31 protein-coding genes are annotated in these 26,527 nt (G+C 62.9%); 22 read left to right on the plus strand and 9 right to left on the minus strand.

Translation table 11 applies throughout. The features are described from left to right. The first annotated feature begins 21 nt into the window (after nucleotides 1–21). From rpsP to rimK, 16 genes are all read left to right on the plus strand, one after another. Nucleotides 22–510, plus strand: a complete 489-nt coding sequence (rpsP, locus tag C0V72_RS04030) for a 30S ribosomal protein S16 (RefSeq protein ID WP_101791931.1) — start codon at nucleotides 22–24, stop codon at nucleotides 508–510. 6 nt (nucleotides 511–516) lie between these two features. After that, complete coding sequence (gene rimM, locus C0V72_RS04035; protein WP_101791932.1) at nucleotides 517–1,017, plus strand: ribosome maturation factor RimM; 501 nt, start codon at nucleotides 517–519, stop codon at nucleotides 1,015–1,017. A 3-nt stretch (nucleotides 1,018–1,020) separates the two neighbouring features. Next, nucleotides 1,021–1,566: a glycine-rich domain-containing protein gene (locus C0V72_RS04040; RefSeq protein WP_101791933.1), complete on the plus strand. Its 546-nt coding sequence runs from the start codon at nucleotides 1,021–1,023 to the stop codon at nucleotides 1,564–1,566. Next, a complete protein-coding gene (locus C0V72_RS04045) occupies nucleotides 1,566–2,387 on the plus strand; it encodes a TIGR04222 domain-containing membrane protein (RefSeq protein ID WP_101791934.1) in 822 nt (273 codons plus the stop codon). Before C0V72_RS04040 ends, C0V72_RS04045 begins: the two co-directional genes overlap by 1 nt. 22 nt (nucleotides 2,388–2,409) lie before the next feature. Continuing rightward, nucleotides 2,410–3,396 (plus strand): carbon-nitrogen hydrolase family protein, encoded by a 987-nt coding sequence (locus tag C0V72_RS04050; RefSeq protein WP_101791935.1) that lies wholly within the window; start codon nucleotides 2,410–2,412, stop codon nucleotides 3,394–3,396. Then, complete coding sequence (locus C0V72_RS04055) at nucleotides 3,387–3,887, plus strand: hypothetical protein (protein ID WP_101791936.1); 501 nt, start codon at nucleotides 3,387–3,389, stop codon at nucleotides 3,885–3,887. The genes C0V72_RS04050 and C0V72_RS04055 overlap by 10 nt, the downstream gene beginning before the upstream one ends. Beyond that, a complete protein-coding gene (gene trmD / locus C0V72_RS04060; protein WP_101791937.1) occupies nucleotides 3,884–4,771 on the plus strand; it encodes a tRNA (guanosine(37)-N1)-methyltransferase TrmD in 888 nt (295 codons plus the stop codon). Before C0V72_RS04055 ends, trmD begins: the two co-directional genes overlap by 4 nt. Continuing rightward, nucleotides 4,768–5,136 (plus strand): 50S ribosomal protein L19, encoded by a 369-nt coding sequence (gene rplS / locus C0V72_RS04065; RefSeq protein ID WP_101791938.1) that lies wholly within the window; start codon nucleotides 4,768–4,770, stop codon nucleotides 5,134–5,136. The genes trmD and rplS overlap by 4 nt, the downstream gene beginning before the upstream one ends. A gap of 201 nt (nucleotides 5,137–5,337) precedes the next feature. Beyond that, on the plus strand, nucleotides 5,338–7,578 hold the full coding sequence (locus C0V72_RS04070) for a S9 family peptidase (protein WP_101791939.1): 2,241 nt from the start codon (nucleotides 5,338–5,340) through the stop codon (nucleotides 7,576–7,578). A gap of 144 nt (nucleotides 7,579–7,722) precedes the next feature. After that, nucleotides 7,723–8,748, plus strand: coding sequence for an aspartate-semialdehyde dehydrogenase (locus C0V72_RS04075; protein WP_101791940.1), 1,026 nt, complete (start codon nucleotides 7,723–7,725; stop codon nucleotides 8,746–8,748). Between the two features lie 11 nt (nucleotides 8,749–8,759). Then, nucleotides 8,760–9,320, plus strand: coding sequence for an aspartate-semialdehyde dehydrogenase (locus C0V72_RS04080; protein ID WP_233999769.1), 561 nt, complete (start codon nucleotides 8,760–8,762; stop codon nucleotides 9,318–9,320). A gap of 7 nt (nucleotides 9,321–9,327) precedes the next feature. Continuing rightward, on the plus strand, nucleotides 9,328–10,089 hold the full coding sequence (locus C0V72_RS04085; RefSeq protein WP_101791942.1) for an alpha/beta fold hydrolase: 762 nt from the start codon (nucleotides 9,328–9,330) through the stop codon (nucleotides 10,087–10,089). A gap of 63 nt (nucleotides 10,090–10,152) precedes the next feature. Further along, a complete protein-coding gene (locus tag C0V72_RS04090) occupies nucleotides 10,153–12,015 on the plus strand; it encodes a M2 family metallopeptidase (protein ID WP_101791943.1) in 1,863 nt (620 codons plus the stop codon). Nucleotides 12,016–12,138: 123 nt separating this feature from the next. Next, nucleotides 12,139–12,708, plus strand: a complete 570-nt coding sequence (locus C0V72_RS04095) for a YbjN domain-containing protein (RefSeq protein ID WP_101791944.1) — start codon at nucleotides 12,139–12,141, stop codon at nucleotides 12,706–12,708. 60 nt (nucleotides 12,709–12,768) lie between these two features. Next, nucleotides 12,769–13,224 (plus strand): ATP-dependent zinc protease family protein, encoded by a 456-nt coding sequence (locus tag C0V72_RS04100; RefSeq protein ID WP_101791945.1) that lies wholly within the window; start codon nucleotides 12,769–12,771, stop codon nucleotides 13,222–13,224. Between the two features lie 24 nt (nucleotides 13,225–13,248). Continuing rightward, nucleotides 13,249–14,154, plus strand: a complete 906-nt coding sequence (rimK, locus tag C0V72_RS04105) for a 30S ribosomal protein S6--L-glutamate ligase (RefSeq protein ID WP_101791946.1) — start codon at nucleotides 13,249–13,251, stop codon at nucleotides 14,152–14,154. An 18-nt stretch (nucleotides 14,155–14,172) separates the two neighbouring features. Here the strand turns inward: rimK and C0V72_RS04110 are convergent, their stop codons facing one another. The 4 genes from C0V72_RS04110 to rpsF form a co-directional block, all read right to left on the minus strand. After that, a complete protein-coding gene (locus C0V72_RS04110; protein ID WP_101791947.1) occupies nucleotides 14,173–15,609 on the minus strand; it encodes an AMP nucleosidase in 1,437 nt (478 codons plus the stop codon). A 147-nt stretch (nucleotides 15,610–15,756) separates the two neighbouring features. Beyond that, nucleotides 15,757–16,359: a 50S ribosomal protein L9 gene (rplI, locus tag C0V72_RS04115; protein ID WP_101791948.1), complete on the minus strand. Its 603-nt coding sequence runs from the start codon at nucleotides 16,357–16,359 to the stop codon at nucleotides 15,757–15,759. Nucleotides 16,360–16,371: 12 nt separating this feature from the next. Continuing rightward, on the minus strand, nucleotides 16,372–16,596 hold the full coding sequence (gene rpsR / locus C0V72_RS04120; RefSeq protein ID WP_017665523.1) for a 30S ribosomal protein S18: 225 nt from the start codon (nucleotides 16,594–16,596) through the stop codon (nucleotides 16,372–16,374). After that, complete coding sequence (gene rpsF / locus C0V72_RS04125; protein WP_101791949.1) at nucleotides 16,596–16,961, minus strand: 30S ribosomal protein S6; 366 nt, start codon at nucleotides 16,959–16,961, stop codon at nucleotides 16,596–16,598. The genes rpsR and rpsF overlap by 1 nt, the downstream gene beginning before the upstream one ends. Before the next feature lie 225 nt (nucleotides 16,962–17,186). Between rpsF and C0V72_RS04130 the strand changes: the two genes are divergently transcribed. Further along, entirely contained in the window at nucleotides 17,187–18,134 is a 948-nt protein-coding gene (locus tag C0V72_RS04130) for a DUF808 domain-containing protein (RefSeq protein ID WP_101791950.1), read from the plus strand. Nucleotides 18,135–18,144: 10 nt separating this feature from the next. Beyond that, on the plus strand, nucleotides 18,145–18,786 hold the full coding sequence (locus tag C0V72_RS04135) for a glutathione S-transferase family protein (RefSeq protein WP_101791951.1): 642 nt from the start codon (nucleotides 18,145–18,147) through the stop codon (nucleotides 18,784–18,786). Between the two features lie 31 nt (nucleotides 18,787–18,817). On the opposite strand, the gene C0V72_RS04140 is transcribed toward C0V72_RS04135, so the two are convergent. Together C0V72_RS04140 and C0V72_RS04145 are read right to left on the minus strand one after the other, a co-directional pair. Further along, complete coding sequence (locus C0V72_RS04140) at nucleotides 18,818–19,159, minus strand: hypothetical protein (protein WP_101791952.1); 342 nt, start codon at nucleotides 19,157–19,159, stop codon at nucleotides 18,818–18,820. A gap of 102 nt (nucleotides 19,160–19,261) precedes the next feature. Beyond that, nucleotides 19,262–20,221 (minus strand): beta-1,6-N-acetylglucosaminyltransferase, encoded by a 960-nt coding sequence (locus C0V72_RS04145; RefSeq protein WP_101791953.1) that lies wholly within the window; start codon nucleotides 20,219–20,221, stop codon nucleotides 19,262–19,264. Between C0V72_RS04145 and C0V72_RS16330 the strand changes: the two genes are divergently transcribed. Then, nucleotides 20,147–20,497, plus strand: coding sequence for a hypothetical protein (locus tag C0V72_RS16330; RefSeq protein ID WP_172438897.1), 351 nt, complete (start codon nucleotides 20,147–20,149; stop codon nucleotides 20,495–20,497). The two genes, C0V72_RS04145 and C0V72_RS16330, sit on opposite strands and share 75 nt — an antisense overlap. An 89-nt stretch (nucleotides 20,498–20,586) precedes the next feature. Here C0V72_RS16330 and C0V72_RS04150 read toward each other — a convergent pair whose 3' ends face one another. From C0V72_RS04150 to C0V72_RS04160, 3 genes are read right to left on the minus strand one after another with little or no spacing between them, the layout of a single operon-like run. Continuing rightward, nucleotides 20,587–22,128, minus strand: coding sequence for a class I adenylate-forming enzyme family protein (locus C0V72_RS04150; protein WP_101791954.1), 1,542 nt, complete (start codon nucleotides 22,126–22,128; stop codon nucleotides 20,587–20,589). Nucleotides 22,129–22,165: 37 nt separating this feature from the next. Next, complete coding sequence (locus C0V72_RS04155) at nucleotides 22,166–22,453, minus strand: hypothetical protein (protein WP_233999770.1); 288 nt, start codon at nucleotides 22,451–22,453, stop codon at nucleotides 22,166–22,168. After that, on the minus strand, nucleotides 22,450–23,877 hold the full coding sequence (locus C0V72_RS04160; RefSeq protein ID WP_101791956.1) for a glutamate ligase domain-containing protein: 1,428 nt from the start codon (nucleotides 23,875–23,877) through the stop codon (nucleotides 22,450–22,452). Before C0V72_RS04160 ends, C0V72_RS04155 begins: the two co-directional genes overlap by 4 nt. Before the next feature lie 56 nt (nucleotides 23,878–23,933). On the opposite strand from C0V72_RS04160, the gene C0V72_RS04165 reads away from it, so the two are divergent. The 3 genes from C0V72_RS04165 to fabG are packed head-to-tail and all read left to right on the plus strand — an operon-like array spanning nucleotide 23,934 to nucleotide 26,501. Beyond that, complete coding sequence (locus tag C0V72_RS04165) at nucleotides 23,934–24,764, plus strand: LD-carboxypeptidase (RefSeq protein WP_101791957.1); 831 nt, start codon at nucleotides 23,934–23,936, stop codon at nucleotides 24,762–24,764. A 34-nt stretch (nucleotides 24,765–24,798) separates the two neighbouring features. Next, nucleotides 24,799–25,737, plus strand: coding sequence for an ACP S-malonyltransferase (locus tag C0V72_RS04170; RefSeq protein WP_101791958.1), 939 nt, complete (start codon nucleotides 24,799–24,801; stop codon nucleotides 25,735–25,737). Continuing rightward, entirely contained in the window at nucleotides 25,737–26,501 is a 765-nt protein-coding gene (gene fabG / locus C0V72_RS04175) for a 3-oxoacyl-[acyl-carrier-protein] reductase (RefSeq protein ID WP_101791959.1), read from the plus strand. The genes C0V72_RS04170 and fabG overlap by 1 nt, the downstream gene beginning before the upstream one ends. The last annotated feature ends 26 nt before the right edge of the window (nucleotides 26,502–26,527 follow it).

A 26,527-nucleotide genomic window follows, 5' to 3' on the forward strand; every position in this document is an offset into this window, starting at 1 on the left:
TCAATCGAAAGGTAGCATTCCATGTCCATTTCCATCCGGCTTTCGCGCGGCGGCGCCAAGAAGCGTCCCTATTACCGCATCGTCGTTGCCAACAGCCGCAGCCCGCGCGACGGCAAGTATCTTGAGCAGATCGGCACCTATAACCCGCTGCTCGCCAAGGATTCGGCCGAGCGCGTGAAGATCACCGAAGACCGTGCCCGCTACTGGCTCGGCGTCGGCGCGCAGCCGACCGACCGCGTCGCCCGCTTCCTCGATGCCGCCGGTATCAAGGAGCGTGCGGCACGCGTGAACCCCAAGAAGGGTGAGCCGGGCGAAAAGGCCAAGGAGCGTGCTGAAGAGCGTGCCGCCAAGATCGCCGAAGCCGAGGAAGCCGCGCGCGCTGCTGAAGAAGAGGCCAAGGCTGCTGCGGCTGCCCCGGTCGCCGAAGAAGCGCCCGCCGCTGAAGAAGCTGCCGCTGAAGAAGCTCCGGCCGCTGACGAAGCTGCCGGCGAAGAACAGGCCGAAGGCTAAGCTGATATGACCAAACCCGTCACCCTTGCCGCCATCATCGGCGCGCACGGGGTGGCGGGCGAGGTGCGCCTGAAGCTGTTTGGCGAGGGCGTAGCGATGCTGGCCAAGCACAAAAGCTTCAATGATGGCGCGTTGACGCTCGTCAAATTGCGCGATGATGGCAAGGGCGGCGCGATTGCACGGCTTGCTGAAAGCTCCAGCCGCGGCGATGCCGAACGCTTGCGCGGCACAGCGCTCACCGTTCCGCGTGAGGCCTTGCCCCCTCTGGCTGAAGGTGAGTTCTATCACGCCGATTTGCTGGGTCTGCCCGTTGTCACCGATGCGGGTGAGTCGGTCGGCACAGTGCTCGCCATCGAGAATTTTGGCGCGACCGATATCATCGAAATCACGCGCGTGCCTGTGCCCGAAAAGGGCCCCAAGACCTTTATGGTCCCGATGATCCCCACAGCCGTGATCGAATGGGATGAACTTCGGCTTGTGATCGCGGCGGGTTTCGCCGAAGATTAGGGCGTGAGCCCAGCCCACCGCGAACTCTGGCACCGCCTTGCGGCCCATGACATCGGGCCGCCTGATGCAACCCTGACTTTTGCTGCCCGGCTCGCCCGCGAGAATCGCTGGAGCCTCGCCCATGCCGAAGCGGTAATCGGCGAGTATAAACGCTTCTGCTACCTCGCCATCACGGCGGGCCACGAGATGACCCCATCCGATGCGGTCGATCAGGCGTGGCACCTGCATCTCACCTATAGCAGCGATTATTGGCAGAGCTTTTGCCCGCACGTGCTGCGTGCCGACTTGCACCATGGTCCGACCAAAGGCGGCGCGGCCGAACGCGACCGGTTCTACCATCAATACGCGGCCACTCTGGCCGCCTACGAGGCCGCTTTTGGCCGCGCGCCCCCTATCACCATCTGGCCGGATGCGCATCGCCGCTTTTACCTCGACCCCAAAGCAGTGCGTGTTAACTTTTCCGATGGTATCTTCCTCACACGCCGGGTCGCGCTGGCGCTGGGCCTGACCGTCTTCATGATAGGCTGGCTTGCGGGAAGGATTGTGTGATGGAGCTGTTCTCGTCCTGGACGGGCAGCGATTTCTTGCAGTTTTACATCATGCTGCTGGTGCTGAGTGCCGTGGCAGGGTGGTGGATACCTGCGCAGCTTCGCCCTGCTGGCCGCACCAGCCAATCGCTTGATGCCGAGGATCTGGCGATGCTGGGCGGCGGACGCGAGCGGCTTGCCGATTCGCTACTGGCTGATCTGTTTGTGCGCGGGGGATTGGCAGCAGTGGGCGCAGGCAGGCTTGAAGTGGTGCGGCCCGGTCTTCCGGCCAGCCCGGCGGGCAAGGCACTGCTGGCGTCCGGCGCGCCAATCTCGGCGGGCGCGGCCAGCCGGGCGGTGGGCCTCCATGCAGAGCGGGTGACCGCAAGGTTGCGTCGTAGCGGGCTGTTGCTGCGTCCTGATGAATACGCCCAATTGCGCTGGCTATCGATTGCGCCGTTTTGTGTGCTGCTGCTGATCGGCCTCTACCGCCAGCGGATGGGCAGCGCTTTGGGCGAGGCCACCGGTTTTCTGGTGATCCTGATGGTGTTGACCGCGGTGCTGGCATTGCTGCGCTTCCTGAAGGTGGATCGCCGCACGCGTGAGGGGATCGCGGCTGTTCAGGGCTTGAGGGCGCGGGCCGCACGTCTTTCGGCCGCCCCGCGCCCTGAAGAGGTGGCAACCGCTGTGGCGCTGTTTGGCACCGGTGTGCTCGTCGGCACGCCTTGGGAGCCGGTCCACGCACTGCGCCGGCAAAGCGGGGGCGGCGACGGCGGCAGCGCCGAAAGCAGCGACGGTGATGGCGGGGGCGATGGTGGCGGCTGCGGCGGTTGCGGAGGCTGACGTCCCGGCGTAAGCGGCGGGGATGTCGAAGCTAACCGTCGCTGTTGTCCAAGCTGCCCCGATCCCGCTCGATTTTCAGGCGGGGATCGACAAGGCCTTTCGCCTCGCACGGACTGCTGTGGAGAGCGGCGCGCGGGTGGTGGCCTTTGGCGAGACCTTTCTGGGCGGCTATCCCTTGTGGCTGGATGAGGCGCCCGGCGCTGCGCTGTGGGACCACCCCGGCACGCGGGCGCTCCATGCAATCATGCTCGAACAGGCCGTGGTCGCCAATGATAAGCGGCTGCTGCCCTTGCAGGAATTGGCCGACGCGAGCGGGGCGATCATTTCCATCGGCGCGCATGAACGGGTGCGGCGCAGCCTCGTCAACAACCAGCTGACCTTCCGGCCCGGCCTGCCGGTGCTCGATCACCGCAAGCTGGTGCCGACGCACGGCGAGCGCCTGATCTGGGCGCGCGGCGATGGCTCGACGCTGGGCGTGCATCAGGCCGAGTGGGGCCGGCTCGGCACGCTGATCTGCTGGGAGCACTGGATGCCGCTCGCCCGCGCGGCGATGCACAACCTCGGCGAGGACGTTCATATCGCCGCCTGGCCGACGGTGCGCGAGAGCCACGCGATCGCCTCGCGCCACTATGCGATGGAGGGACGTTGCTTCGTGCTGGCGGCAGGGCTGGTACAGACGCGCGACGACCTGTTCGATGGGCTGGAGCGGGTTGGCCGCGTTCAAGTAGCCGAAGGCGGTAGCGCAACAAGGACTCTCGGCGCGGCGCGCGAATTGCTGGAGGCGATTTCCGGCGAGGTGCTTAATCGCGGCGGGTCCCTGATCGCCGCGCCAGACACCCGCGTAATCGCGCAGGCGGGCGAGGGGGAGGAGAATTTGCTCGCGGAACTCGACCTTGCTGAAGTGGCCGAGGGGCTGGCTAACCTCGACACCGACGGCCATTATGCGCGTCCCGATGTGTTTGCGCTGACGGTGGATACAAGCGCCAAGGAGGGCGTCCGATGGAACTGAGGATAAGCAAACCGCGCGAAAAATGGTTTGTCCTGGTCGCGCTGCCGCTGGCCGTTGCGGTCGAATGGTCCGTTGCCCGGACTCTCGACTGGGCCGCATATCCCCGCAGTGAGTGGGTGGCGCTGTTTGATCTGTGCATCTTCATGCCGCTGCTTTATCTGACTGCATTCAGCAGCGAACTTACCCGCAAGGCGCGGATGCTGCGCTGCCTCGGGATCGCCGGGATTGGCCTGTTCGTTTCAAGCTTTATCGTCCCTGAGCCCAATCAATTCATCATCGGCGAGCTTTCGGCGGTGCGGAAGGTTGCGATGGTTGGCATCATGGCATTCGAGGGATGGATCATGTGGAAGGTGATCGGCGCGGTCTATCGCCACAATGCCGACGCCAAGACGCTTGAACGCGAGTTTGCGATGCCGGAATGGATTGCGAAGCTGATGGTGCTCGAAGCGAAGTTCTGGAAAGCCGTCTGGTCGTTCCTGCGCCGCCAATGACCTTCGCCGCCACCATCCTCACGCTCTACCCGGAGATGTTCCCCGGGCCGCTCGGGCACTCGATCGCGGGGCGCGCGCTGGCCGAGGCCAAGTGGGCCTGCGAGACGGTGCAGATCCGCGACTTTGCCACCGACAAGCACCGCACGGTCGATGACACGCCTGCGGGCGGCGGGGCGGGGATGGTCTTGAAGTGCGATGTGCTGGCGCGGGCGCTTGATAGCGTAATCCTCCCCGGAACGGGGAGGGGGACCAGCGCAGCTGGTGGAGGGGCGAGCCTCCGCGATCCGATGGACAACAGCTCGGATCGCGGTGGCTCGCCCCTCCACCATCCTGCGGCCAAGGCCTTGAATGGTCCCCCTCCCCTTGCAGGGGAGGATCGGCGCCCCATTCTCGCCATGACTCCGCGCGGGAAACCCATCACCCAGGCCCGCATCCGCGAACTCGCGCAGGGCCCCGGCGTCATCATCCTGTGCGGACGGTTCGAGGGGTTCGACGAACGCCTGTTCGAGGCCCGGCCTGAGATTGAACAGGTCAGTCTCGCCGATATCGTCTTGTCCGGCGGCGAGATGGCCGCGCTCACCATCCTAGACGCTTGCATTCGGCTACTTCCCGGCGTAATGGGCGCGACTTCCAGCGGGGAGGAGGAGTCGTACGAAAACGGCCTCCTTGAATACCCGCACTATACCCGACCTCAGGAATGGGAAGGGCGCACGATCCCCGAAGTGCTGCGATCGGGGGATCATGCGAAAATCGCTGCTTGGCGCAAGGCAAGGAGCGAGGAAGACACTCGGTCACGCAGGCCGGACTTGTGGGAGCGCCATGAGGGCGCTCGGGTCCAGCCTGCCTCTGGCGCGCGGCGAAAAGACAAGGAACCGGACCAGTGAACCTGATCCAGCAGATTGAAGCCGAAGAAATCGCCAAGTCCGGCAAGGACATTCCCGAATTCCGCGCAGGCGACACCGTCCGCGTCGGCGTGAAGGTGAAGGAAGGTAACCGCGAGCGTATTCAGGCCTATGAAGGCGTTGTGATCGCCCGCTCGAACCGCGGTATGGGTTCGAACTTCACCGTGCGCAAGATGAGCTTTGGCGAAGGCGTCGAGCGCGTTTTCCCGCTCTACTCGCCGATCGTCGAGAGCATCACCGTGGTCCGCCGCGGCGTGGTGCGCCGCGCCAAGCTCTATTACCTGCGCGGCCGCACCGGCAAGAGCGCACGTATCGTCGAGCGCAAGATGAGCGCCCCCAAGGCGTAAGGCTTTCCAGCCACCGAAATTGCGAAGGGCGGCTCCACGGGGCCGCCCTTTTGCGTTGGGGCACTTGCCATTCTCCCTCGTCATTGCGAGGAGCGTCAACGATGGACGCGAAGCAGGCCGAAGGCCAACCAATCCAGCGTCCGGATTCGATGGATTGCCGCGCCGCCTTGTGGCGGCTCGCAATGACGAGGTGAGCTTTGGATGCGTTCGGTTCTTGCTGCGGTTGCCTTGAGTGTTTCGACCTGCCTTACCACGCCGCTGTTAGCGCAGGACGCGGCGATGCCTGAGGCCGCCTCCACGCTCACCTTCGAACGCGTCTTCGCCAGCCCCAGCCTTGATGGCCCCGCGCCGCGTCAGGTGAAGTTGTCGCCCGATGGCCGCTACCTCACCTTGCTGCGTAACCGTGCCGACGACCGCGAGCGGTATGACCTGTGGGGTTATGACATCGACACCCGCGAATGGCGGATGCTGGTGGATTCGGAGAAGCTGGGCAGCGGGCGTGTCCTGTCCGAAGACGAGAAGATGCAGCGCGAACGCGCGCGGGTGGCGGGCCTGAAAGGGATCATCGCCTACCAATGGGCCAGCGATGGCAGCGGCGTGCTGGTGCCGCTGGATGGCGATCTGTTCCTCGCCAAGCTCGATGGCACAGTCACCCGGCTGACCGACACGGAGGGCACGGAACTCAACCCCAAACTGTCGAGCAAGGGCAGTTTTGTCAGCTTTGTTCGTGATCGGCGGCTGTGGGTCGGCCCGGTTGGCGGGGAAGCGCAGCCTGTGACGCCCGCCCGCGAGGCGGATACGATCCGCTGGGGTGAGGCTGAATTTGTCGCGCAGGAGGAAATGGCGCGGCTTCAGGGCTATTGGTGGTCGCCCGACGACAGCCGCATCGTCGTCCAGCGCACTGACGAGGCGAGCGTCGGTGTTGTCACCCGCGCGGCCATCGGTGCGAAGGGCACCAAGGTGTTCGATCAGCGCTACCCGGCAGCGGGCACCGATAATGCGGTGGTCGAGCTCTTCGTGATGAACCCCGATGGCACCGGAAGTGTGAAGGTCGATCTCGGCTTTGATCTCGATATCTATGTCGCCCGCGTCGATTGGGCGCCCGATGGCAGCGCGATCTATGTCCAGCGGCAGGACCGCGCGCAGACCAAGATTGATATGCTCGTGGTCGATCCCGCCACGGGTGCCTCGCGTATTGTGTTCACCGAAACGGCTGCGCGGCCCGATTACTGGGTGAACCTTTCGGATAACTACCGCTTCCTCAAGGATGGCGGCTTACTGTGGTGGTCGGAGCGGGACGGCTACGGCCACTTTTACCTTTATGCCAAAGGACAGTGGCAACAGCTCACCCGCGGCACGTCGCCCACGACCACACTGGTCGGGGTGGACGAGGCCGCAGGCACCTTCACCTATCAGGCCACAGCAGATGTGCTCACCCAGCAGATCTACCGCGCCCGGCTGGACGGGACAGGGGAGCCTGAGTTGCTGACCGATCCCGCCTTTACCAACGGGGCCAGCATGGATGGGGCAGGCAAGTTGCTTTACGTGACGCGCTCGTCCCCCAGCCAGCCGCCACAGTCATACCTTGCCACACCCGATGGCAAGCAGGTCGCCTGGATCGAGGAAAACGCGATAGCGGGCGATCACCCCTATGCGCCGTTCCTTGGAAGCCACACCGCGCCCGAATTCGGCACCATTGCCGCCGAGGACGGCACGCCGCTGCACTGGATGATGCTCAAGCCCAAGATGGAGCCGGGCAAGCGCTATCCTGTGTTCTTCAGTCACTATGGCGGACCGGGTCCGCAGATGGTGACCAAGGGCTGGGGCGGCGCACTGGCGCAGGCGATTGTCGACAAGGGCTATATCTACTTCGTGCTCGACAATCGCGGCTCGGCCAACCGGGGCGTAGATTTTGAGCAACCGCTCTACCGTGCGATGGGCGGGGCCGAGGTGCGCGACCAGAAGGCGGGCGCACAGTTCCTCAAAAGCCTCGATTTCGTCGATCCCGCCAAGATCGCGACCTATGGCTGGTCCTATGGCGGATACATGACGCTGAAGCAGCTTGAGGCGGACCCCGGCCTTTATGCAGCCGGTATCTCCGGCGCGCCGGTGACGCGGTGGGAGCTTTACGACACCCACTACACCGAACGCTACATGGGCGACCCGCGCGAGGTGCCGGAGGCTTATGAAAAGGCCAGCGCCATTCCCGAGGCGACGAAGATCGCTGATCCCCTGCTGCTGATCCACGGCATGGCCGACGACAATGTGGTGTTCGAAAACTCGTCGGAACTCATCAGTGTGCTCCAGGAAAGCAACACGCCGTTCGAGATGATGCTCTACCCCGGCTACACCCACCGCGTGTCGGGCGAAAAGATCGGGCCGCATGTTTGGAACAGCATCATGCGCTTCCTTGCGGCCCACGGGGTGACACCGCCGGAGTAGGTTGCACGCAAAACATAGCTATTCGTCATGCTGAACTTGTTTCAGCATCCATCCCGCACCATAGAGCGTCCGCACGAGAGGCGCGATGGACCCTGAAACAAGTTCAGGGTGACGGGAAGGCCGAGTTGATCGTCAGGAGTTTGTATGGGTTACCGGGTGGCAGTGGTCGGCGCGACCGGCAATGTCGGGCGCGAGATGATGCAGGTTCTCGCCGAGCGCGAGTTTCCGTGTGACGAGGTGGCTGCGGTCGCTTCCAGCCGCTCGGTCGGCACCGAGGTCGAATTTGGCGATACCGGCAAGATGCTCAAGTGCAAGAATATCGAACATTTCGATTGGGCCGGATGGGACATCGCGCTGTTCGCGGCAGGCTCCGGCCCGGCCAAGGAATATGCCCCCAAGGCGGCAGCGGCTGGTTGCATCGTTATCGACAACTCGTCGCTCTATCGTATGGACCCCGATGTGCCGCTGATCGTGCCGGAGGTGAACCCGGATGCGATTGACGGCTACACCGCGCGCAACATCATCGCCAACCCCAACTGCTCGACCGCGCAGCTGGTGGTGGCGCTGAAGCCCCTGCATGATTTTGCCACGATCAAGCGCGTGGTCGTGTCGACCTACCAGTCGGTTTCCGGCGCGGGCAAGGCGGGCATGGACGAGCTGTTCCAGCAGAGCCGCGCGATCTTCGTCGGTGATCCGGTCGAACCGTCGAAGTTCACCAAGCAGATCGCCTTCAACGTGATCCCGCACATCGATAGCTTCCTTGATGATGGTTCGACCAAGGAAGAATGGAAGATGGTGGTCGAGACCAAGAAGATCCTCGATCCCAAGATCAAACTGAACGCCACCTGCGTGCGCGTGCCGGTGTTCGTGGGCCATTCCGAAGCGGTGAACATCGAGTTCGAGAACGAAATCTCGGCCGAGCAAGCTATGGATATCCTACGCGAAGCCCCCGGCGTCATGCTGATCGATAAGCGCGAAGACGGCGGATATATCACGCCCGTCGAATGCGTGGGCGATGCTGCAACCTTCGTCAGCCGCGTGCGCGAAGATCCGACGGTCGAGAACGGCATCACCTTGTGGTGCGTCTCGGACAATCTGCGCAAGGGTGCGGCGTTGAACGCGGTGCAGATTGCAGAACTGCTCGGACGGCGGCATCTGAAGAAGGGGTAAGACACATGCGGATGGCCTATCTTGCAATCGCAGGCGCCGTGGCTTTGGCGGGATGTGACAGCGGCGAAGTGCCGAGCCCTGCCGAGCGGCAGCAAGGTGAGGCGGCGCAAAGCACGGTTGCGGCCAACACCGTTGAACTGCGCGGCGATGGTCTGTCTGCCGGTGCCGAATCGTTTTATTATGCAGCCGGGCAGGCCGAGGTCGAAGCCGCGCTGGCCAAGGCGCTGGGGGCTTCGCTCCGCTCGGGCGAAAATCCCGAATGCGGCGCCGGACGGATCACCTTTACTGATTTTGCCGGCGGGCTGACCGTGCATTTCCAGCAGAATCGTCTGGTCGGCTGGAACTGGCACGGCGTGCAAGATGGCGATGCGGCGCCCACCGGCACCGTGAAGCTGCCGGGCGAGGTGCAGGTCGGATCGGCCCGCGGGGTCGCCGAGGCCGCAACCGGGTTCGCCAAGGTCGAAGGCAGCACGCTGGGTGAGGAATTTGCGCTGGGCGACAAGATCGGCGGGTTCATCACCGGTGACAAGGTCGAGATGCTTTACGCGGGGACGCAGTGCTTCTTCCGTTGAACCGGTCATGACCAGTCAGACTGAATATTTCTCCAGCTTTGATGGCGCCCGGCTGGCCTATCATGTCGAGGGCGAAGGACCGCCGGTGCTGCTGTTGCACGGGTTGTTTTCCTCCGCGCAAATGAACTGGATCAAGTGGGGTCATGGCGCCCGGCTGGCGGCGGCCGGCTTTCAGGCGGTCATGCTCGACTTCCGGGTGCATGGGCAAAGCGACGCCCCGCATGGCGCCGCCGCCTATCCTGCTGGCGTGCTGGTGCGCGATGTGGCGGCGCTCGCCGACCATTTGGCACTGGAGCCCGGTGCGTTCGATCTGGTGGGCTTTTCACTGGGCGCGCGCACGGCGATCCACGCGGTTGCTCACGCCATTCTTGCGCCGCGCCGTCTGGCGATCTGCGGGATGGGTGTGGCCGGGCTTGCCGGATGGGCGCGGCGCGCGGACCACTTCAAGCGCGTGATCGACGAATTCGACACGATCAAGCCGGGCGATCCGGCTTACACCGCGCGCACCTTTCTGAAATCGCAAGGCGTCGACCGTGTCGCTGCTCGCCTGCTGCTTGATGCGATGGACGATTTCGATCTTGCCGCGCTCGCCAACATTACAATGTCCACAGCCCTGATCTGCGGCGATGAGGACCATGATAATGGCTCGGCAGAGGAACTTGCCGCGCTGCTTCCCGATGCGCGTTACATCGCAGTGCCAGGTACCCATATGAACAGCGTCACCAAGCCAGAGCTTGGCATCGCGATCACGGATTTCCTGACGGCTTGATTCCCGCGTCCGGGGCGTCCACACCCTGTGGCATTGTCACACGACTGACGGGAACCTTGACGCATGAAACTTGCCGCCCCCTTGCTGCGCCCTTTCCTGAAAAGCGCAGCCGCTGCGATTGCCATTGCCGCTGCTGCGCCGCTTGCCGCGCAGGATGCCGCTGCGCCGGCCACCGCTGATGCCGCATTGACGCCTGAGGACGCGCGCGCCTGGATCGCCAAGGTTGAAGCCGATTTTGCGGCCTTCGGGGTGGAATATGCCCATGTCTCGTGGATCAATGCGACTTACATCAATCACGATACCGATACGCTCGCGGCCAAATATGGCGCGGAATTGACGGTGAAGCAGGTTGGCTACGCAACCGAAGCTGCGCGCTATGCCCGCATCGCGGGGCTGGACGATGAGACCAAGCGCAAGCTCGATATGCTGCGCAACGGCATATCGCTGCCCGCGCCCTCGCGTCCCGGTGCGGCGCAGGAACTCAACGACATCGCCACGCGGCTTGGTTCTGCCTACGGGCGCGGCAAGGGCACGCTGAACGGCCAGCCGATCAACGGCAGCGACATCGAAGCCGAGATGGGCAATCTCGAACGCACGCCTGACGAATACAAGGAGATGTGGGCGAGCTGGCACGACAATGTCGGCGCGCCGATGCGGGAGGATTACACCCGCATGACCGCGCTCGCCAATGAAGGCGCCAAGGAATTGGGCTTTGCCGATTTCGGCGCAATGTGGCGTTCGGGCTATGACATGCCGCCCGAACAATTCGCCGCCGAAACGGAGCGGATGTGGCAGGAGGTGAAGCCGCTGTATGTGGCGCTCCACACCTATGTCCGGGGCAAGCTGAACGACAAATATGGCGACGCCGTCCAGCCGCGCACCGGCCCGATCCGCGCCGATCTGCTCGGCAATATGTGGGCGCAGGAATGGGGCAATATCTATCCGCTGGTCGCGCCTGCGGGCGCGGGCGACATCGGCTATGACCTGACCGATCTGATCGCCAAGAAAGGTCTCGACGCGGTCGGCATGACCAAGGTGGGCGAACAGTTTTTCTCCTCGCTGGGCTTTGATCCGCTGCCCGCAACCTTCTGGGAGCGTAGCCAGTTCACCAAACCCGCTGACCGCGAAGTGGTGTGCCATGCCTCTGCCTGGAACCTCGACAATGTCGATGATCTGCGCATCAAGATGTGCATCAAGGAGAACGCCGATGATTTCGTGGTGATCCACCACGAGCTTGGCCACAACTACTACCAGCGCGCCTATAACAAGCAGGATCTGCTCCATCTGAACGGCGCGAATGACGGTTTCCACGAGGCTATCGGGGATATGATCGCGCTGTCGATCACGCCCGAATACCTCGTGCAGATCGACATGCTGCCCAAGGAACAGGTGCCCAGCGCCGACAAGGATATCGGCCTGCTGCTGCGTCAGGCGATGGACAAGGTCGCGTTCCTGCCCTTCGGCTTGCTGCTGGATCGCTATCGCTGGGGGCTGTTCGACGGTTCGATCCCGGAAGCGGCCACCAACACCGGCTGGAACGCGCTGCGGCAAGAATATCAGGGCATTGTTCCCCCGGTCGAGCGTGATCCGGCGGGCTTTGATGCCGGCGCGAAGTATCATATTCCGGGCAATGTCAGCTACACTCGCTACTTCCTTGCGCGGCTGTTGCAGTTCCAGTTCTACAAGGCGGCCTGCGACACCGCGGGATGGAAGGGGCCGCTTCATCGTTGCTCGTTCTACGGCAACAAGGATGTCGGCACGAAGCTGAACGCGATGCTGGAAATGGGCGCGTCCAAGCCCTGGCCCGACGCGCTGGAAACCTTCACCGGGACCCGGCAGATGAACGGCACGGCGATGGTCGAGTATTTCGCTCCGCTGATGAAGTGGCTTGAGAAACAGAACAAGGGCGAGAAGGCAGGCTGGTGATGCAGGCGGGGGGAAGGAGAGTGCATTTTGCACCTTCCTTTTCCCGGCGCGCAGCCAAGAGGCTTGCCTGCGATGCCCTTGTCCGCTTACGAGGGGCCGTCCTTGTGAGGAGAGGGTAGCGTCATGAAAAAGCGCCGCAATTCGGCAATGTGCATTGCTCTGGTAGGGGCGTCGTTGACCATCGGCGCTGGCCTTTCACCGCCGCTTCACGCGCAGGACCAGCCCCTGTCGTTGGTCAAGGCGACCGATGCGCGCGGCGTGCTCGCAGTGCTCGAACAGGCGGGCTATGATGCTAAGCTTAAGCCGCGGAAAGATGAGGATAGCGAGACCGCGATCGAGGTCACAACGCGCGATGGCGATGTCTCGGTCCAGTTCACTGACTGTCAGGATGCTGTGCCGGATTTTTGCGAGACACTGGTGTTTTCGACCAGCTGGAACCGGAAGGCTCCGATGCCTGATAGCGCGATTGCCGAGGCCAATAAAAAATTCAAGTATGTCTCTGTCTGGCGCGACGAGAATGGCGATCCGGTGATGCAATGGGCAATTTTGACGCGCGACTTTGGTATCGCGCCCGCGCTATTCCTCAATGCTCTTCAACGCTATCTCGATATCGTCCGCGATTACGATGAGGTCGCGTTCGAAGGGGATGAGGAGCCCGCGGAAATGGCCGAAGATGCGTCTCCCACGCCCTGAACAAGACCCCGCCCAAAGCGGCACGGAGGCTGAAGCCTGCGTGATGGTGGCACGCCAGCCTTGAAGCCCGTCAGGTCGCAAATTGTGGTCGGCTGGCGCGAACTCGTCAGCTTGCCCGAACTCGGCCTTGAGCGCATCCCCGCCAAGATCGACACCGGCGCGCGCACGTCTTCGCTCCATGCCCATGTGCTTGAGGATTTTGAGCGCAATGGCGAACGGTTCGTGCGCTTTGCTGTGGACTGGGGCGGGGTGCGCCATGCCTGCGAGGCCGTGCATGTCGATGTGCGCGGCATCACCAGCAGCAACGGCGACCAGCAGACCCGCTTTGTCATAAAGACGCCGCTCTCCATCGGTAATCTCACCTTCCGGGCGGAAATCAGCCTGGCGGATCGGTCTCAGATGCAATTCCCGATGCTGATCGGGCGTACGGCGCTGCGGCGGCGGATGGTGGTGGATAGCGGCCATTCGTGGCTGCAATCGCCTGCGAATGCGGATATGGGGCCGGGCCGCCGGTAAAGCGCCGGTCTTGAAAGGGTCTCCATGAAAATCGCGATGCTGGCGCGCAACGCCAACCTCTATTCGCACCAGCGGCTGAAAGAGGCTGCCGAGGCGCGCGGCCACACGCTCGACATTCTCAACACGTTGCGCTGCACGGTGCATATCGCCAGCCACCGGCCTGAGGTGTTCTACAATGGCGCGCCGATTGCCGCCTATGACGCGGTGATCCCGCGCATCGGCGCCTCGATCACCAATTATGGCCTTGCGATCCTGCGCCAGTTCGAAATGCGCGGGATCTGGTCGCTCAATGAAAGTGTCGCCATCGGCCGCAGCCGCGACAAGTTGCGGAGCCTTCAGATCCTCGCCAAGCACGGGCTGGGCCTGCCGCTGACGGCTTATGCCAATGATCCCAAGCAGGCAGAAGAGATCATCAAGGCGGTCAAGGGCCCCCCGGTCGTCATCAAACTGATCGAAGGGACGCAAGGCATCGGCGTGGTGCTGGCCGAGACGATGAGCAGCGCCAAATCGGTGATCGAGGCCTTCCGCGGGGCCAACGTCAACATTCTGGTGCAGGAATTCATCAAGGAAGCCGGCGGGACGGATATCCGCGCGCTGGTCGTGGGCGGCAAGGTGGTCGCCGCGATGAAGCGCACCGGCGCGCCCGATGAATTCCGTTCGAACCTGCACCGCGGCGGCAGCGCGCAGGTAATCAAGATCACCCCCGAAGAACGCTCAACCGCTGTGCGCGCGGCCAAGCGCATGGGGTTGAACGTGTGCGGGGTGGATATGCTGCGCAGCAATCACGGCCCCGTCATCATGGAGGTCAATTCCTCCCCCGGCCTTGAGGGTATCGAAAGCGCAACCGGCAAGGATATTGCCGGGCAGATCATCGATTTCATCGTGGCCAATGCCAAGGGCGGGGCGACCAAGACCAAGGGGCGGGGGTAGGGCCGCCTTGACGGCGCCCTACCGAAATGGCGGCTCGTTGAATGCGCGCAGTTTCCGCGAGTGCAACCGGTCGCCCTCATCCCGCAGCCGTGCCACGGCAACAATCCCCATCTGCAAGTGCGCCGCGATGGCTTCCTCGTAGAACTTGTTGGCTTGGCCCGGCAGCTTGATCTCGCCGTGCAGCGGCTTGTCCGACACGCACAGCAGCGTGCCGTAGGGCACGCGGAAGCGATAGCCCTGCGTTGCAATCGTGGCGCTTTCCATGTCGATGGCGATCGCACGGCTCTGCGAGAAGCGCTTGGCTGACGAGGAGTAGCGCAGTTCCCAGTTGCGATCATCGGTGGTGACAACCGTTCCGGTGCGCATCCGCTGTTTCAGGTTGGCACCTTGGACGCCGCTGACTTCCTCGGCCGCCAGCGCCATCGCCTGCTGCACTTCGGCAATTGGCGGGATCGGCACTTCGGGCGGCAGCACGCAGTCCAGCACATGATCGTCGCGCAGATAGGCGTGGGCCAGCACGAAATCGCCGATCTTCTGGGTCGAGCGCAGACCGCCGCAATGGCCGATCATCAGCCAGGCGTGCGGGCGCAGCACCGCGAGGTGATCGCAGATCGTCTTGGCATTGGACGGGCCGACGCCGATATTGACCAGCGTAATACCGCGCCCGTCCTCGCGGATCAGGTGATAGGCCGGCATCTGGTGACGGCGCCACGCGGTGTCGTTCAGCTGGTCCTGCGCGTGGGTGGTCGGCTCGCGGATATCCAGCCCTGCCGCGCCGGTCAGCGCGACATAGCCATCCCTGCCGATCTGGGCCGCGCCCCAGTTCACGAATTCATCGACATAGCGGTGATAGTTCGTGAACAGGATGAAGTCCTGAAAATCGCTGACCTCGCTGCCGGTGTAGTGCTTCAGCCGGGCGAGCGAATAATCGGTGCGAAGTCCATCGAACAGGGACAGCGGAATATCACTGGCGGCATCGATCTCGATCCCATCGGCCAGTTCATCACCGATCAGCGCAAGGTCGGTCGACGGGAAATGCGCCGCGATATCCTGCGGCGAGATGCCCACCATGGCTGCCCCTGCCTCGCCATCGAGCACGTAGGGAAAGGGGATTTCCTGCGAAGAGCGCGAGACGGAAACCTCTATTTCATATTCATCGGCAATCAGTTGCAGCTGTTCCGTGAGGTATTGTGCGAAGCGATCGGGGCGCGTGACGGTGGTGGTATAGGTGCCCGGCATTTCCAGCCGTCCAAACGCCCGGCTGCGGTCGCGCGGGGCGCCGACACCGGCATAACGCAAGGTGATTTGCGGATAAGCGTAGCTGCCATCGGTGCGCTTTGTGGGGAGGGGAAGCGTACCGTCGCGCCCAAAGGCGATAACATCATCGCGCAAGCACCGGACGGCGTCGTCATAATGCTGCTGCAACTGGGCGAGGATAGTCGGGATGTCGATCATGGCAGGTATGCTGCTCCTTTCTTGTTATTGTTCCGCGACAGCGCCGCCAGTGGCAAGGCCCTGTTTACAAAAAGGGCGCGGAAGTCTCTCGACCCCCGCGCCCTTTTTACGGTGCATCTGCGCCCTGTCAGTCGGGCTGCAACAAGCTTAGTCGTCGTCGCCGTCGAACAGTTCGGCCGGCATTTCACCCGGCTCAAGGCCCGTGTCGATGCGGGTGGCATCGGCCTGTTCCTCGATCTCGCGCTGTTCGTCGTCGAACATCGCCTTCAGCACGTCGACGCCTTCGCTCTGGAGCTTGGCTTCGTCGTCCGAACGGGCAACATTGGCCTTCACAGTGACGCGCACTTCGGGGTGCAGGGCAACGGTGACATCGTGCATGCCGATGTTCTTGATCGGCGCGCCGAGAATGACCATGCGCTTGTCAACGTGGTGGCCCTGTTCAGCCAGGCCCGACACGATGTCGCGCACGCTGACCGAACCATAAAGCTGACCGGCGTTCGAAGCGGCGCGGATCAGCACCACCTGTGCGCCCGCAACCTTTTCACCCTGCGCTTCGGCAGCGGCACGGCGTTCGGCGTTTTCGGTGACCAGACGCTCACGGTTGGCGTCAAACACCTTCCGGTTGGCGTCATTGGCACGCAGGGCCTTCTTCTGCGGCAGCAGGAAGTTGCGCGCGTAGCCATCCTTCACAGTGACGACGTCACCGATCGAACCGAGCTTCTCGATGCGTTCCAGGAGAATGATTTGCATGGGTTCGTCCTCCTACTTCACGATGAACGGCAGCAGGCCGATCTGGCGGGCGCGCTTGATCGCCTGGGCCAGTTCGCGCTGCTTCTTCGCCGAAACGGCGGTGATGCGCGAAGGCACGATCTTGCCACGCTCGGACATGAAGCCCTGCAGCAGGCGCACGTCCTTGTAATCGATCTTGGGGGCATCCTTGGCCGCGAACGGGCAGGACTTGCGGCGGCGGAAAAACGGGCGGGCCATCAGTCGCGCTCCTCACGTGCGTCGCGACGCTTACGCTCGCGCTCGTTCTTGCGCATCATTACGCTCGGGCCTTCTTCGTGGGCGTCCACGCGGATGGTCATGTAACGAATGATGTCTTCGTTGATACGGGTCTGACGCTCAAGCTCAGCAACGACCGAGCCGGGGGCTTCGATGTTGAGGAGCACGAAATGCGCCTTGCGGTTGCGCTCGATCTTGTAGGCGAGCGACTTCAGGCCCCAGGTCTCGGTCTTGGTGACCTTGCCCTTGCCTGCTTCTACGATTTCGGTAGCTTGCGCCGCCAACGCGTCAACCTGAGCCTGGCTCAGATCCTGACGCGCGAGAAAGACGTGCTCATACAGAGCCATCTCGCGTCCTTTCACTTCCATGCCGATCGCTGGCTTGTCTGCGCGCTTTGCGCAGGGCCCCTCCGGCTTTCTTCCATACATCGCACAGGCGGTTCCCGTGCGAAGCGGCGGCCCTTACAGCTTTGGCGACGAATTGCAAGTCTTGCCGCGCGGGAACAGGACGGGCAGGCGCGATGTTCATATTTGAGGGATCACACCGGGCGTGATTCGCACAGGGGGTCAAAAATGCCGTCAGGACTCGTTGCGCTACTGGATGACATTTCGGTCATTGCCAAAGCAGCGTCTGCTTCGATTGATGATGTGGCGGTTGCCGCCGGACGCGCCGGGACGAAAACGGCAGGCGTGGTGATTGACGATGCGGCCGTAACGCCAAGCTACGTCACCGGCCTGTCGCCAGCCCGCGAATTGCCGATCATCTGGAAGATCACCAAGGGCAGTCTCAAGAACAAGCTCGTGTTTTTGCTGCCGGCTGCGCTGCTGCTGTCCGAATTCCTGCCAGCGGCCATCGTCTGGCTGCTGCTGCTGGGCGGGTCGTTCCTTGCTTACGAGGGCGCGGAAAAGGTCATGGAAAAGCTCGGCTTCGGCAAGCACGGTGAGACGCTCGAAGATGAAATCACCGATCCGGTCGCTTTCGAGAACGAGCGCGTGGGCGGGGCGATCCGTACGGATTTCATCCTGTCGGCCGAAATCATGGCGATTGCGCTGGCCGAGGTTGCCACGGAATCGCTGGTGATGCGCGGGGCCGTGCTGGCGCTGGTGGCGGTGGCGGTCACTGTCGCGGTTTACGGCGCGGTCGGATTGATCGTGAAGCTCGACGATATCGGGCTCTATCTCACAAAGCAGGCCAACGCGGCCAAGCAGGCGTTCGGGCGGTTCTTGCTGCGCTTTGTGCCGAAGCTGCTGGTGACGCTTTCGATTGTGGGCACGGTGGCCATGCTGTGGGTCGGCGGGCATATCGTGGTCGACAGCTTGCACAAGCTGGGCTGGGACGGGCTCTATGACCCAATCCATGCCGCCGAACACGCGGTCCACGAAATGACGGGCTCTGCCGGCGGTGTGCTCGGGTGGCTGACGGAAACGTCGCTTTCGGCGGTGGTCGGGCTGGTGCTGGGAAGCATCATCGCCTTTGTCCTGCACAAAGTGCTGGGTGTGGGCGAAGACAAGGCACACTAGGTCTGCCCCGATGACCAGACCTGTCCTTTACACTTGCGCGGGGTCGCGCGGCCTTCGCGCGACCTGGGCGGCGGAAGAAGCCGGGGTCCAGATCGATCTCAACATCCTCCCGTTTCCACCGCGCTATCTCGCGCCGGAATACATGGCCCTGAACCCGCTCGGCACAGTTCCGCTGCTGCTGGACGGGGAAACCCGCCTGACGGAAAGCTGCGCTATCGCCCATTATCTGGCGACACGCGACGGCTTCACCGCGCTCGCCATCGCGCCGGGTGAGCCCGATTATGGCGCCTATCTCGACTACACCTACCACGCCGATGCCACGATCACCTTCCCGCAGACGGTCTATATGCGCTTTGCGATCTTCGAGAAGGACAAGGGCCTGGCCGAGGCCGGGGTGGCCTATGCCAAGTGGTTCCACAAACGACTGGTGAAGGTGGAGCAGCGCCTGCAAAGCCGCGAGTTCCTGTGCGCGGACCGGTTCACTGTCGCCGACATCTGCGTCGGCTATGCGCTGATTCTGGCCCAGAATGTCGGGCTGGATGACGGCGTACCAGACAGCCTCAAGGCGTACCGCGCCCGGCTGACCGCGCGGCCCGCCTATCAGCGGGCATTCGCCAGAGAGGAAGCGGGGCGGGCCGCACTCGGGCAGTAAGGCGCGGTGCGAAGGTGTGCGGGAGCCCGCGTCAGCGCTGGCTGCATTTCAGATCAATCGCCCGCCGCTCCAGCTGCGATGGCGCGCCGCGGAACCGTTCAAATTCCTCGTCGATACACGCCTGCCGCGATGTCCGCGTGTCGAGCGGCTTGACCGGCAGGATGTAGACAGTGCCATAGCCCGGCACATTGATCGGCCGCACCTGCGCACGCGGATCAGGGTCGATGACCTCCAAGACATAGACCTGTCCGAGCCCCGGCACCTCGACCAGCCGCGGCTGCTGGCCCGTCGCCTGTGCGGCAAGCGGATGGGCCGCGTTAAACGCAACGCAAACGCACACGAGTGCAGCAGCCCAACGAGCGAAGCGAACCATAGGCAAGACGCTGGAACCAAAGCGCTCCTGCGTCAAGCGGTATCAATATCCTCTGCGCGCCCAGCCAGACCGGCAGCGCAGCGCCCGCATCTGCCGGATCGATCAGGCCGCGACGGGTTCGGTTGTGTGCAAGGTCAGGCCGGGCTGCGGCATGGCTGCTGGCTTGCGATAGGTGCTGGCCTCGGGCGATTGCAGATGTCGCTCAAGCAGGGTCAGGATTTGCGGATCGTCTTCGGCGTTGAATTTGCGCGCAAACAAGTTGGGGCTGAACCGCAACGCATCGAAGTCTGCAACACCATAGTCGCGTGGCCGCAGTTTGATGTCACCATCGGGCACCCAGTCGATCATCCGCAGATCATCGTTCATCACCTCACCCTGATCGCCGCTGTTCATGATGACTGTCTGGAAGAAGGCTTCATCGGCGATGAAGCTGTTGCGGTAGAATGTCTTGAACCGTTCGGCACGCGGATCGTGGCAGACATATTGGCAAAAACTGCGCGTGACCGCTTTCCATTGGGTGCCGATAAACGGGGTATCACCGGCAAGAAAGCTGCGCGCAATCCCGGTTGGAGCGACCATGCCCCGTGCTTCGGTGAACATGTGACTGATCCTGTTCATGGTATCAGGCCGGTCTTTGCGTTGATCGAGCGCGCGGATGAACTGCTTGGCAGGATTGGCCGCAAAGAACTGGCGGATGTAATCCTGGCTTTTGAGCGGAAAGTCCTGCCCCGACAGATTGATGTAGTGCGTCCACCGCGGGTCCATTTTGAGCAGGAGCGCCATCCCGCGAAGCTCGGCATCCACAAGGCTGTATCCGCCCCATAGCGCATCTTGCCGATCAAGCATCACCGCCCCCTGGTAGGGCTCCAGAAATGCCGCAATGTCATCCGCCATCGCCGCGCCAGAGCTTTTGTCGACATGCACGACATACTGATTTCCCGGTGCATAAATTGCTCGAAACAGCCGTTTGAACTGCTCCGGAAAGCGATGCACCAGCAGGAAATAGCCAATGGTCGCATGAGGTTGCGGCACCTCGAAATGCGCCTTGAGTGTTGCTGGCATGGTCGCTGTCCCTTCAAAGCCGGTCTGGTCCGGCTGTCAGCGGATGCGGAACGGCGCGCGTTCTTCTTTCTTGGGATAGCCAACCGAAGTCACTTTCGATTGCAAAGAAAGGCCGCCAGACAGGTGCTTGCTCAGACGAGCAAGATGGGGCAACAGTCATTTAAGATTTTTATGGCCATTTTCAAGCATGATGGACTGAAAATCAAAAAGGAAGTGAAAATCAAAAATCAAAATAATTTGGAACAATTTGAAAAACTGCAAGGTATGATTGTTTAAAGGTGAATACTATAAAATGATAATTTATAGATTTGCAAAAAATCTTTGATATTATTGAGAGACCCGATTTTCGACAGCCCTCTGACAAATCATGCGGCCTGATCGGGCGTTACGTGCCTCGCCGCCAATTCGCGCCGCAACAGCTTGCCGATCGGATCGCGCGGAAGGGCGTCCACGAATTCGATGTAGCGTGGACGCTTGTAACCGGCGATCTGGCCCTTGAACCGGGCGGTAATGTCGGCGCGGGTCAGCTCGCAACCGGGTTTCAGCACCACAAAGGCCTTGACCGCTTCTCCCCAATGCTTGTCGGGCACGCCGCAGCAGCCCGCATCGGCAACTTCGGGCATGGCGACGAAGATCGCGTCGACTTCAGCCGGATAGACATTTTCTCCGCCGGTTTTGATCAGTTCCTTGGCGCGGCCCAGCAAGTAGCCGCGCCCGCGGTCATCCATCGTGCCGAGATCGCCAGTTCGCAGCCAGCCGTGTCCCAATGCGGCCTCGCTCGCGTCGGGATTGCGCCAGTAGCCCAGCATCACCGATGGTCCGCGCAGGCACAGTTCGCCTTCCTTGCCCGGCGGCAGAAATTGGCCATCGGGATCAAGCACGGCCATGGTCACATGCGGCAGGGTCCAGCCGATTGATCGAGGGGCTTCCAGCATGTCCGGGTAATCGATGAAGGTCGCAAAGCCGCAGATTTCGGTCTGGCCGTAGCCGCCGATCACGCGGGCATCCCAGTCCCGCTCGATGAATTCGTACATTTGCGGGCGGCCCATGCCCGCCCCGCCGGTGTAACTGGCAAGCGGCATGATCCCATTGCGAACCGGCTCCATCCCCAGCCACGGGAAGCAGATCGTAAGAAAGGCACTGGTCGTGGTGCAGCTTTCGCGGTGGAGCAGGTCAAGGATTGCAGCGTTGTTGTCATCGCGGCCTGCGAACACGCTGGTGCCCCCGCAAGCGAGCATCGCGGCGACCTGCTGCATACCCACCACATGGAACAGCGGATTGACCGAAAGCAGCCGTTCCTCGGGGGTGAAGCGCCGATGCTGGGCAAAGCCGAGCGCGGAGGCGGCAACCGCGCTGCCCGCTTGCAGGCAACCCTTGGGCCGCCCGGTCGTGCCGCTGGTGTACATCATGTAAATCGGGCGATCGGGGGACAAGTTCAAGCCGAGATCGTAGCCATGTTGGATTGGCCCAGGGGCGGTTCCTGCAACGGTTTCGAAAAAGCCATCGCCAGCGTGTGATTCATCAACCTGGTGAACTTCGCCCGCTGCGGCGCCTGATAGAAGGTCTGAAAAACGTGGGTTTACGAAAGTCATCGCAGGTTCGGCGTTGCCGCAGATCCACGCGATCTCGCCGGGTGCGAGGCGCCAGTTGAGCAGGACTGCGATAGCTCCGATCCGGCCTGCTGCCAGCAGGGTGGCCAGAAAGGGGGCGCCGTCGGTCAGCAGAAGGGCGATGCGGTCGCCGGGCGCGATCCCGCGCTCCAGCAGCCAGCGGGCGAGGTTGGTAACGCGGGCGTCCAGCTGCGCCCAGGTCAGACGCTGCGTGCCATCGACTGTTGCAAGCCGGTGGCCATGACGGGCAGCGCAATTTGCGAGCAGCGTGTCGAGCGAAAAATCACGGGCGTGCATGAGGTGCGATGCTAGCGCTGCGCTGGTGCATCATCCATCAGCGATTTTGGGAATGGGTCTCACGCAGATCCTGTCCGCAGCGGGTGCAGACGCGATTGGGCCAGGGGATCACGAAAGGCCCGCGGAAAAAGGCATTCTTGCCGCAGCGCGGGCAGTTGAAGCGGAGCATCGGGGCATTGGCGATCAGCAGCACCAGGATCGCAGCAGCAAAGGCGATGTTGGAATGGCCCCAGATCCGGTCCACCGCCGCGACCAGCAGCACGCCAAAGGCGACGCTCCCCAGCATCCGCCAGGCATGGCGTGTCGCTTTTGCGTAAAGGTTCACGCCAGCCGGGCGAAGATTGATCGGGCGAAGTCCGTCAGCGTGTCATCACGCGCGCCCATGATGACGATCCGGTCACCGGGGCGGGCGAGGGCAAGGATGCGATCACCGCAGTCGGCGCGGTTGGCGATATGTTCTGCCTGTCCGCCGCTGACCTTGATGAGCGCAACGATCCGCTCGCTGCCCACACTGCGGTCAACCGTGCCGCCGAAATACACCGGATCGCACATCAGCGTGATGTCATCCGGCCCCAGTTCGCGCGCGAAGGTTGCGGCAAGTTCTTCCCCCATCTGGCGCAAAGGGCCATAGCCATGGGGCTGGAAGAAGGCGATGACCCGGCCCGGGGTGGCCTTCAACGTGCGCAAGGTGGCGGCGCATTTTTCCGGATTATGCCCGAAATCGTCGATCACCGTGATGCCTGATGGCGCGGTTCCGATCACGTCGAAGCGCCGGGCAAGACCATCGAAGCTGCGCAGCGCATAGGCAGCGTGGCCGACCGCGATTCCCGCCGCGCTCGCCGCTGCGATGGCAGCCAGCGCATTGGACAGATTGTGCAGCCCCGGCATTGGCAGGATCAGCGGGAACACCTCACGGCTGCGGTTATCGATCACCGCCGCCCGGACGCCCAACTCGCTCTGGTCAATGGAATCCGGGTCAACCGTGATGTCGGCCTGTCGCGCCCTGATCCCGAACGTGACTTTGGCACGTGCCCGCGGGATGAGATATCCGGCTTCCGCGCTGTCGAGGTTGACCACGGCTGTACCCGCCGTCGCCACGAAACTGCCGAACAGAACGCGCAGTTCCTCGATGCTCTTGTGATCCAGACTGACGTTGAGCAGCACGCCTATGGTCGGGCGATAGAGCGCGATAGAGCCGTCGCTTTCATCAACCTCGCTGACGAACAGATCAGGCGAACCAATGCGCGCGCTGGCGTAGGGATTGGCGGGCGAGACAAAGTTCTTCATCACCGCGCCGTTCATCACCGTAGGGTCGTGGCCGGCTTCGTGGAGGATCCAGGCGATCATGCCCGTCACGGTCGACTTGCCCGAGGTACCCCCCACCGCGACCGAAAAATCGGCGGTGTTGAACATCTGCGACAGCAATTCGGCGCGGCTCATCCGCTCGCAGCCCAAATCGCGCGCGCGGGCGACTTCGGGGACAGTATCCTCGATCGCGGCCGAGGCAATCAGCACCTGATCGGGCGAGGTCACGCCGCTCCCGTCTTGCGGGAACAGCATAAAGCCGTTGGCCTCCATCCACGCAAACTTGTCAGGCGTGCGGCCCTGATCCCGGCTGCGGTCAGAGCCTGCGACGGGCGCGCCGAGACCTTGCGCGATCTGCGCCAGCGGCAGCATTCCGGACCCGCCGATGCCGCAAAAGAACAGCGGACGTTCTGCAAGCGTCCCGGCCTTCACCCGATTATCCATATCCTGCTTGGTTATTGGCTTGCGTGCCCCCTGACAAGCGCCATAGGCTGCATTCCATGACGAATATCGCCATTTGCGCGCCCGCCACGCCGATTACCCGCGAACAGCAAATCGCGCTGGAAGAACTGGTCGCCGCTGAGTTTCCCGGCCACCGGGTCACCTTCCACGACCAGTGCTTCGAACGCGAAGGCCACTTTGCCGGGAATGATCTGCGCCGCCTGACCGCATTGCTGGAATGCGCCAATGATCCGGCCTTTGATGTCGTCTGGTTTGCCAAGGGCGGCTATGGTTCAAACCGCATTGCCGAGGCGGCGGTGGCGCAGATGAACCAGTCGGCGCGGGCCAAGACCTTCGTCGGCTTTTCCGATTGCGGTTATATGCTGGCAGCGCTGTACCGGGCCGGGATTGGGCAAAGCGTCCACGGCTCGATGCCGGTCAGCGCGCGATCGGAGGGCGGACGGGACGCCATCCGCCGCGTGCTCAAGTGGCTTGGCGGTGATACCAGCGGGGTGGAGCCGAGTATCGATGGCACCACGCCGGTCGCCGCCTTCAACCTCATCACGCTGGCGATGATCGCGGGCACCCCGATCATGCCGGATCTGACCGGTCATGTCGTCATGGTCGAGGAAGTGGCCGAACATCTCTATGCGATTGACCGGATGTTCTTTCATCTGGCCGGAACACTCCCGCGCCTTGCCGGGCTGCGTCTGGGCTCGGTCACGGACATACCGGAAAACTATGTCGAATTCGGCCAGAGCGAGGAAGACATCGCCCGTTTCTGGTGTGATCGGGCGGGCATCCCCTACCTTGGCCGCGCGCTGATCGGCCATACTTCTGCCAACAGGGTTGTGCCCTTCGGCCTTGCCAGTCCGCCCACACGGACGTAACGGCGCGCGCCAAAACTCATGAAGAGGGTCGTTGATGCGCGCGTTCATTTTTCCGGGGCAGGGCAGCCAGAAAGTCGGCATGGGGGCTGAGCTGGCCGATGCGAGCGCGGCCGCGCGCGAAGTGTTCGGCGAGGTTGACGAGGCGCTGCGGCAGAACCTGTCAAAGCTGATGCGCGAAGGGCCCGAGGACCGCCTCACCCTGACCGAGAACGCTCAAGCAGCGATCATGGCCAACGCGATCGCCACCTTGAGGGTGCTGGAGCGCGATTTCGGGGTAAAACTGACCGAAACCGCGAATTGCGTCGCGGGCCATTCGCTCGGCGAATACACCGCACTTGCCAGTATCGGTGCCTTCACTCTGGCGGATACGGCGCGCCTGCTCAAGCTGCGCGGCTGGGCGATGCAGGCGGCCGTGCCGGTGGGCGAGGGGACCATGGCCGTGCTGCTGGGCGCGGATATCGATCAGGCCAAGGCGCTGGCTGAAGCCGCCGCCCAAGGCGAAGTGTGCGAGGTTGCCAATGACAATGACCCCTCGCAGATCGTGCTGTCAGGCCATACCGGCGCGATCGAACGTGCGGTTGCACTGGTCAAGGAGCACGGGATCAAGCGCGGCATGATCCTGAACGTCTCGGCCCCGTTCCACTCCTCGCTGATGGCACCTGCCGCCGCGCGCATGGCCGAAGCACTTGCCGAAACCCCGCCGGGCGCGATGCTGCTGCCGCTTTATGCCAACGTCACCGCTGCTGCCGTCACCGACCCCGATGCCGAGCGCGCGCTGCTGGTCGAACAGGTCACAGGCCGGGTGCGCTGGCGCGAAAGCGTGCTTGCCATGCGGGCCGATGGGGTGGAAAGCTTTGTCGAACTGGGTGGAAAGGTGCTCGGGCCGATGGTCGGGCGGATCGACAAGGAGGCACGGGTGACCAGCCTTGTCACCATGGCTGACCTTGAAGCCTTTGCGAAGGAGATCGCGTGATGTTTTCGTTGAAGGGTATGAACGCGCTGGTTACCGGCGCGTCGGGCGGCATCGGATCGAGCATCGCGCACGCGCTGGCCAGCCAAGGCGCGCGCCTTGCGCTTTCGGGCTCCAATTCGGCGAAACTGCGCGCTTTTCGCGACGAATTGAACGAAGCCTATCCGCATCACGACCATGATGGCCATGTCGAGATTACCTGCGATCTGGGCAACAGCGCGCAGGTTGAAGAACTGATCCCGGCGATGCTCGATACACTCGGGACGATGGACGTGCTCGTCAACAATGCCGGCATCACGCGCGACAATCTGGGGATGCGGATGAAGGATGATGAATGGGATCAGGTGATCCGCATCAACCTCGAAGCCAGCTTCCGCCTGATGCGTGCCGCGGCCAAGCCGATGATGAAGGCGCGCTTTGGCCGCATCATCAACATCACCAGCGTTGTAGGCGCAACCGGCAATCCGGGCCAGATGAACTATTGCGCCGCCAAGGCGGGTCTGACCGGGATGACCAAGGCGTTTGCGCAGGAAGTCGCCAGCCGCGGGATCACCGCCAATTGCGTCGCCCCTGGCTTCATCCGTACCGCGATGACCGCCGCGCTCGACGAAAAGCAGCAGGCGGCCATCAATGGCCGCATTCCGATGGGCCGGATGGGCGAGGGGGCGGAAATCGGCGCAGCCGTCGCCTTCCTCGCCAGCCGCGAGGCGGCCTACATCACGGGCGAAACCGTGCATGTGAACGGCGGAATGGCCATGCTGGGGTAATTTACCGCGCCTTATCCCCAGCCGTG

Source organism: Porphyrobacter sp. TH134, from assembly GCF_002855495.1.
Classification (GTDB): Bacteria; Pseudomonadota; Alphaproteobacteria; order Sphingomonadales; family Sphingomonadaceae; genus Erythrobacter.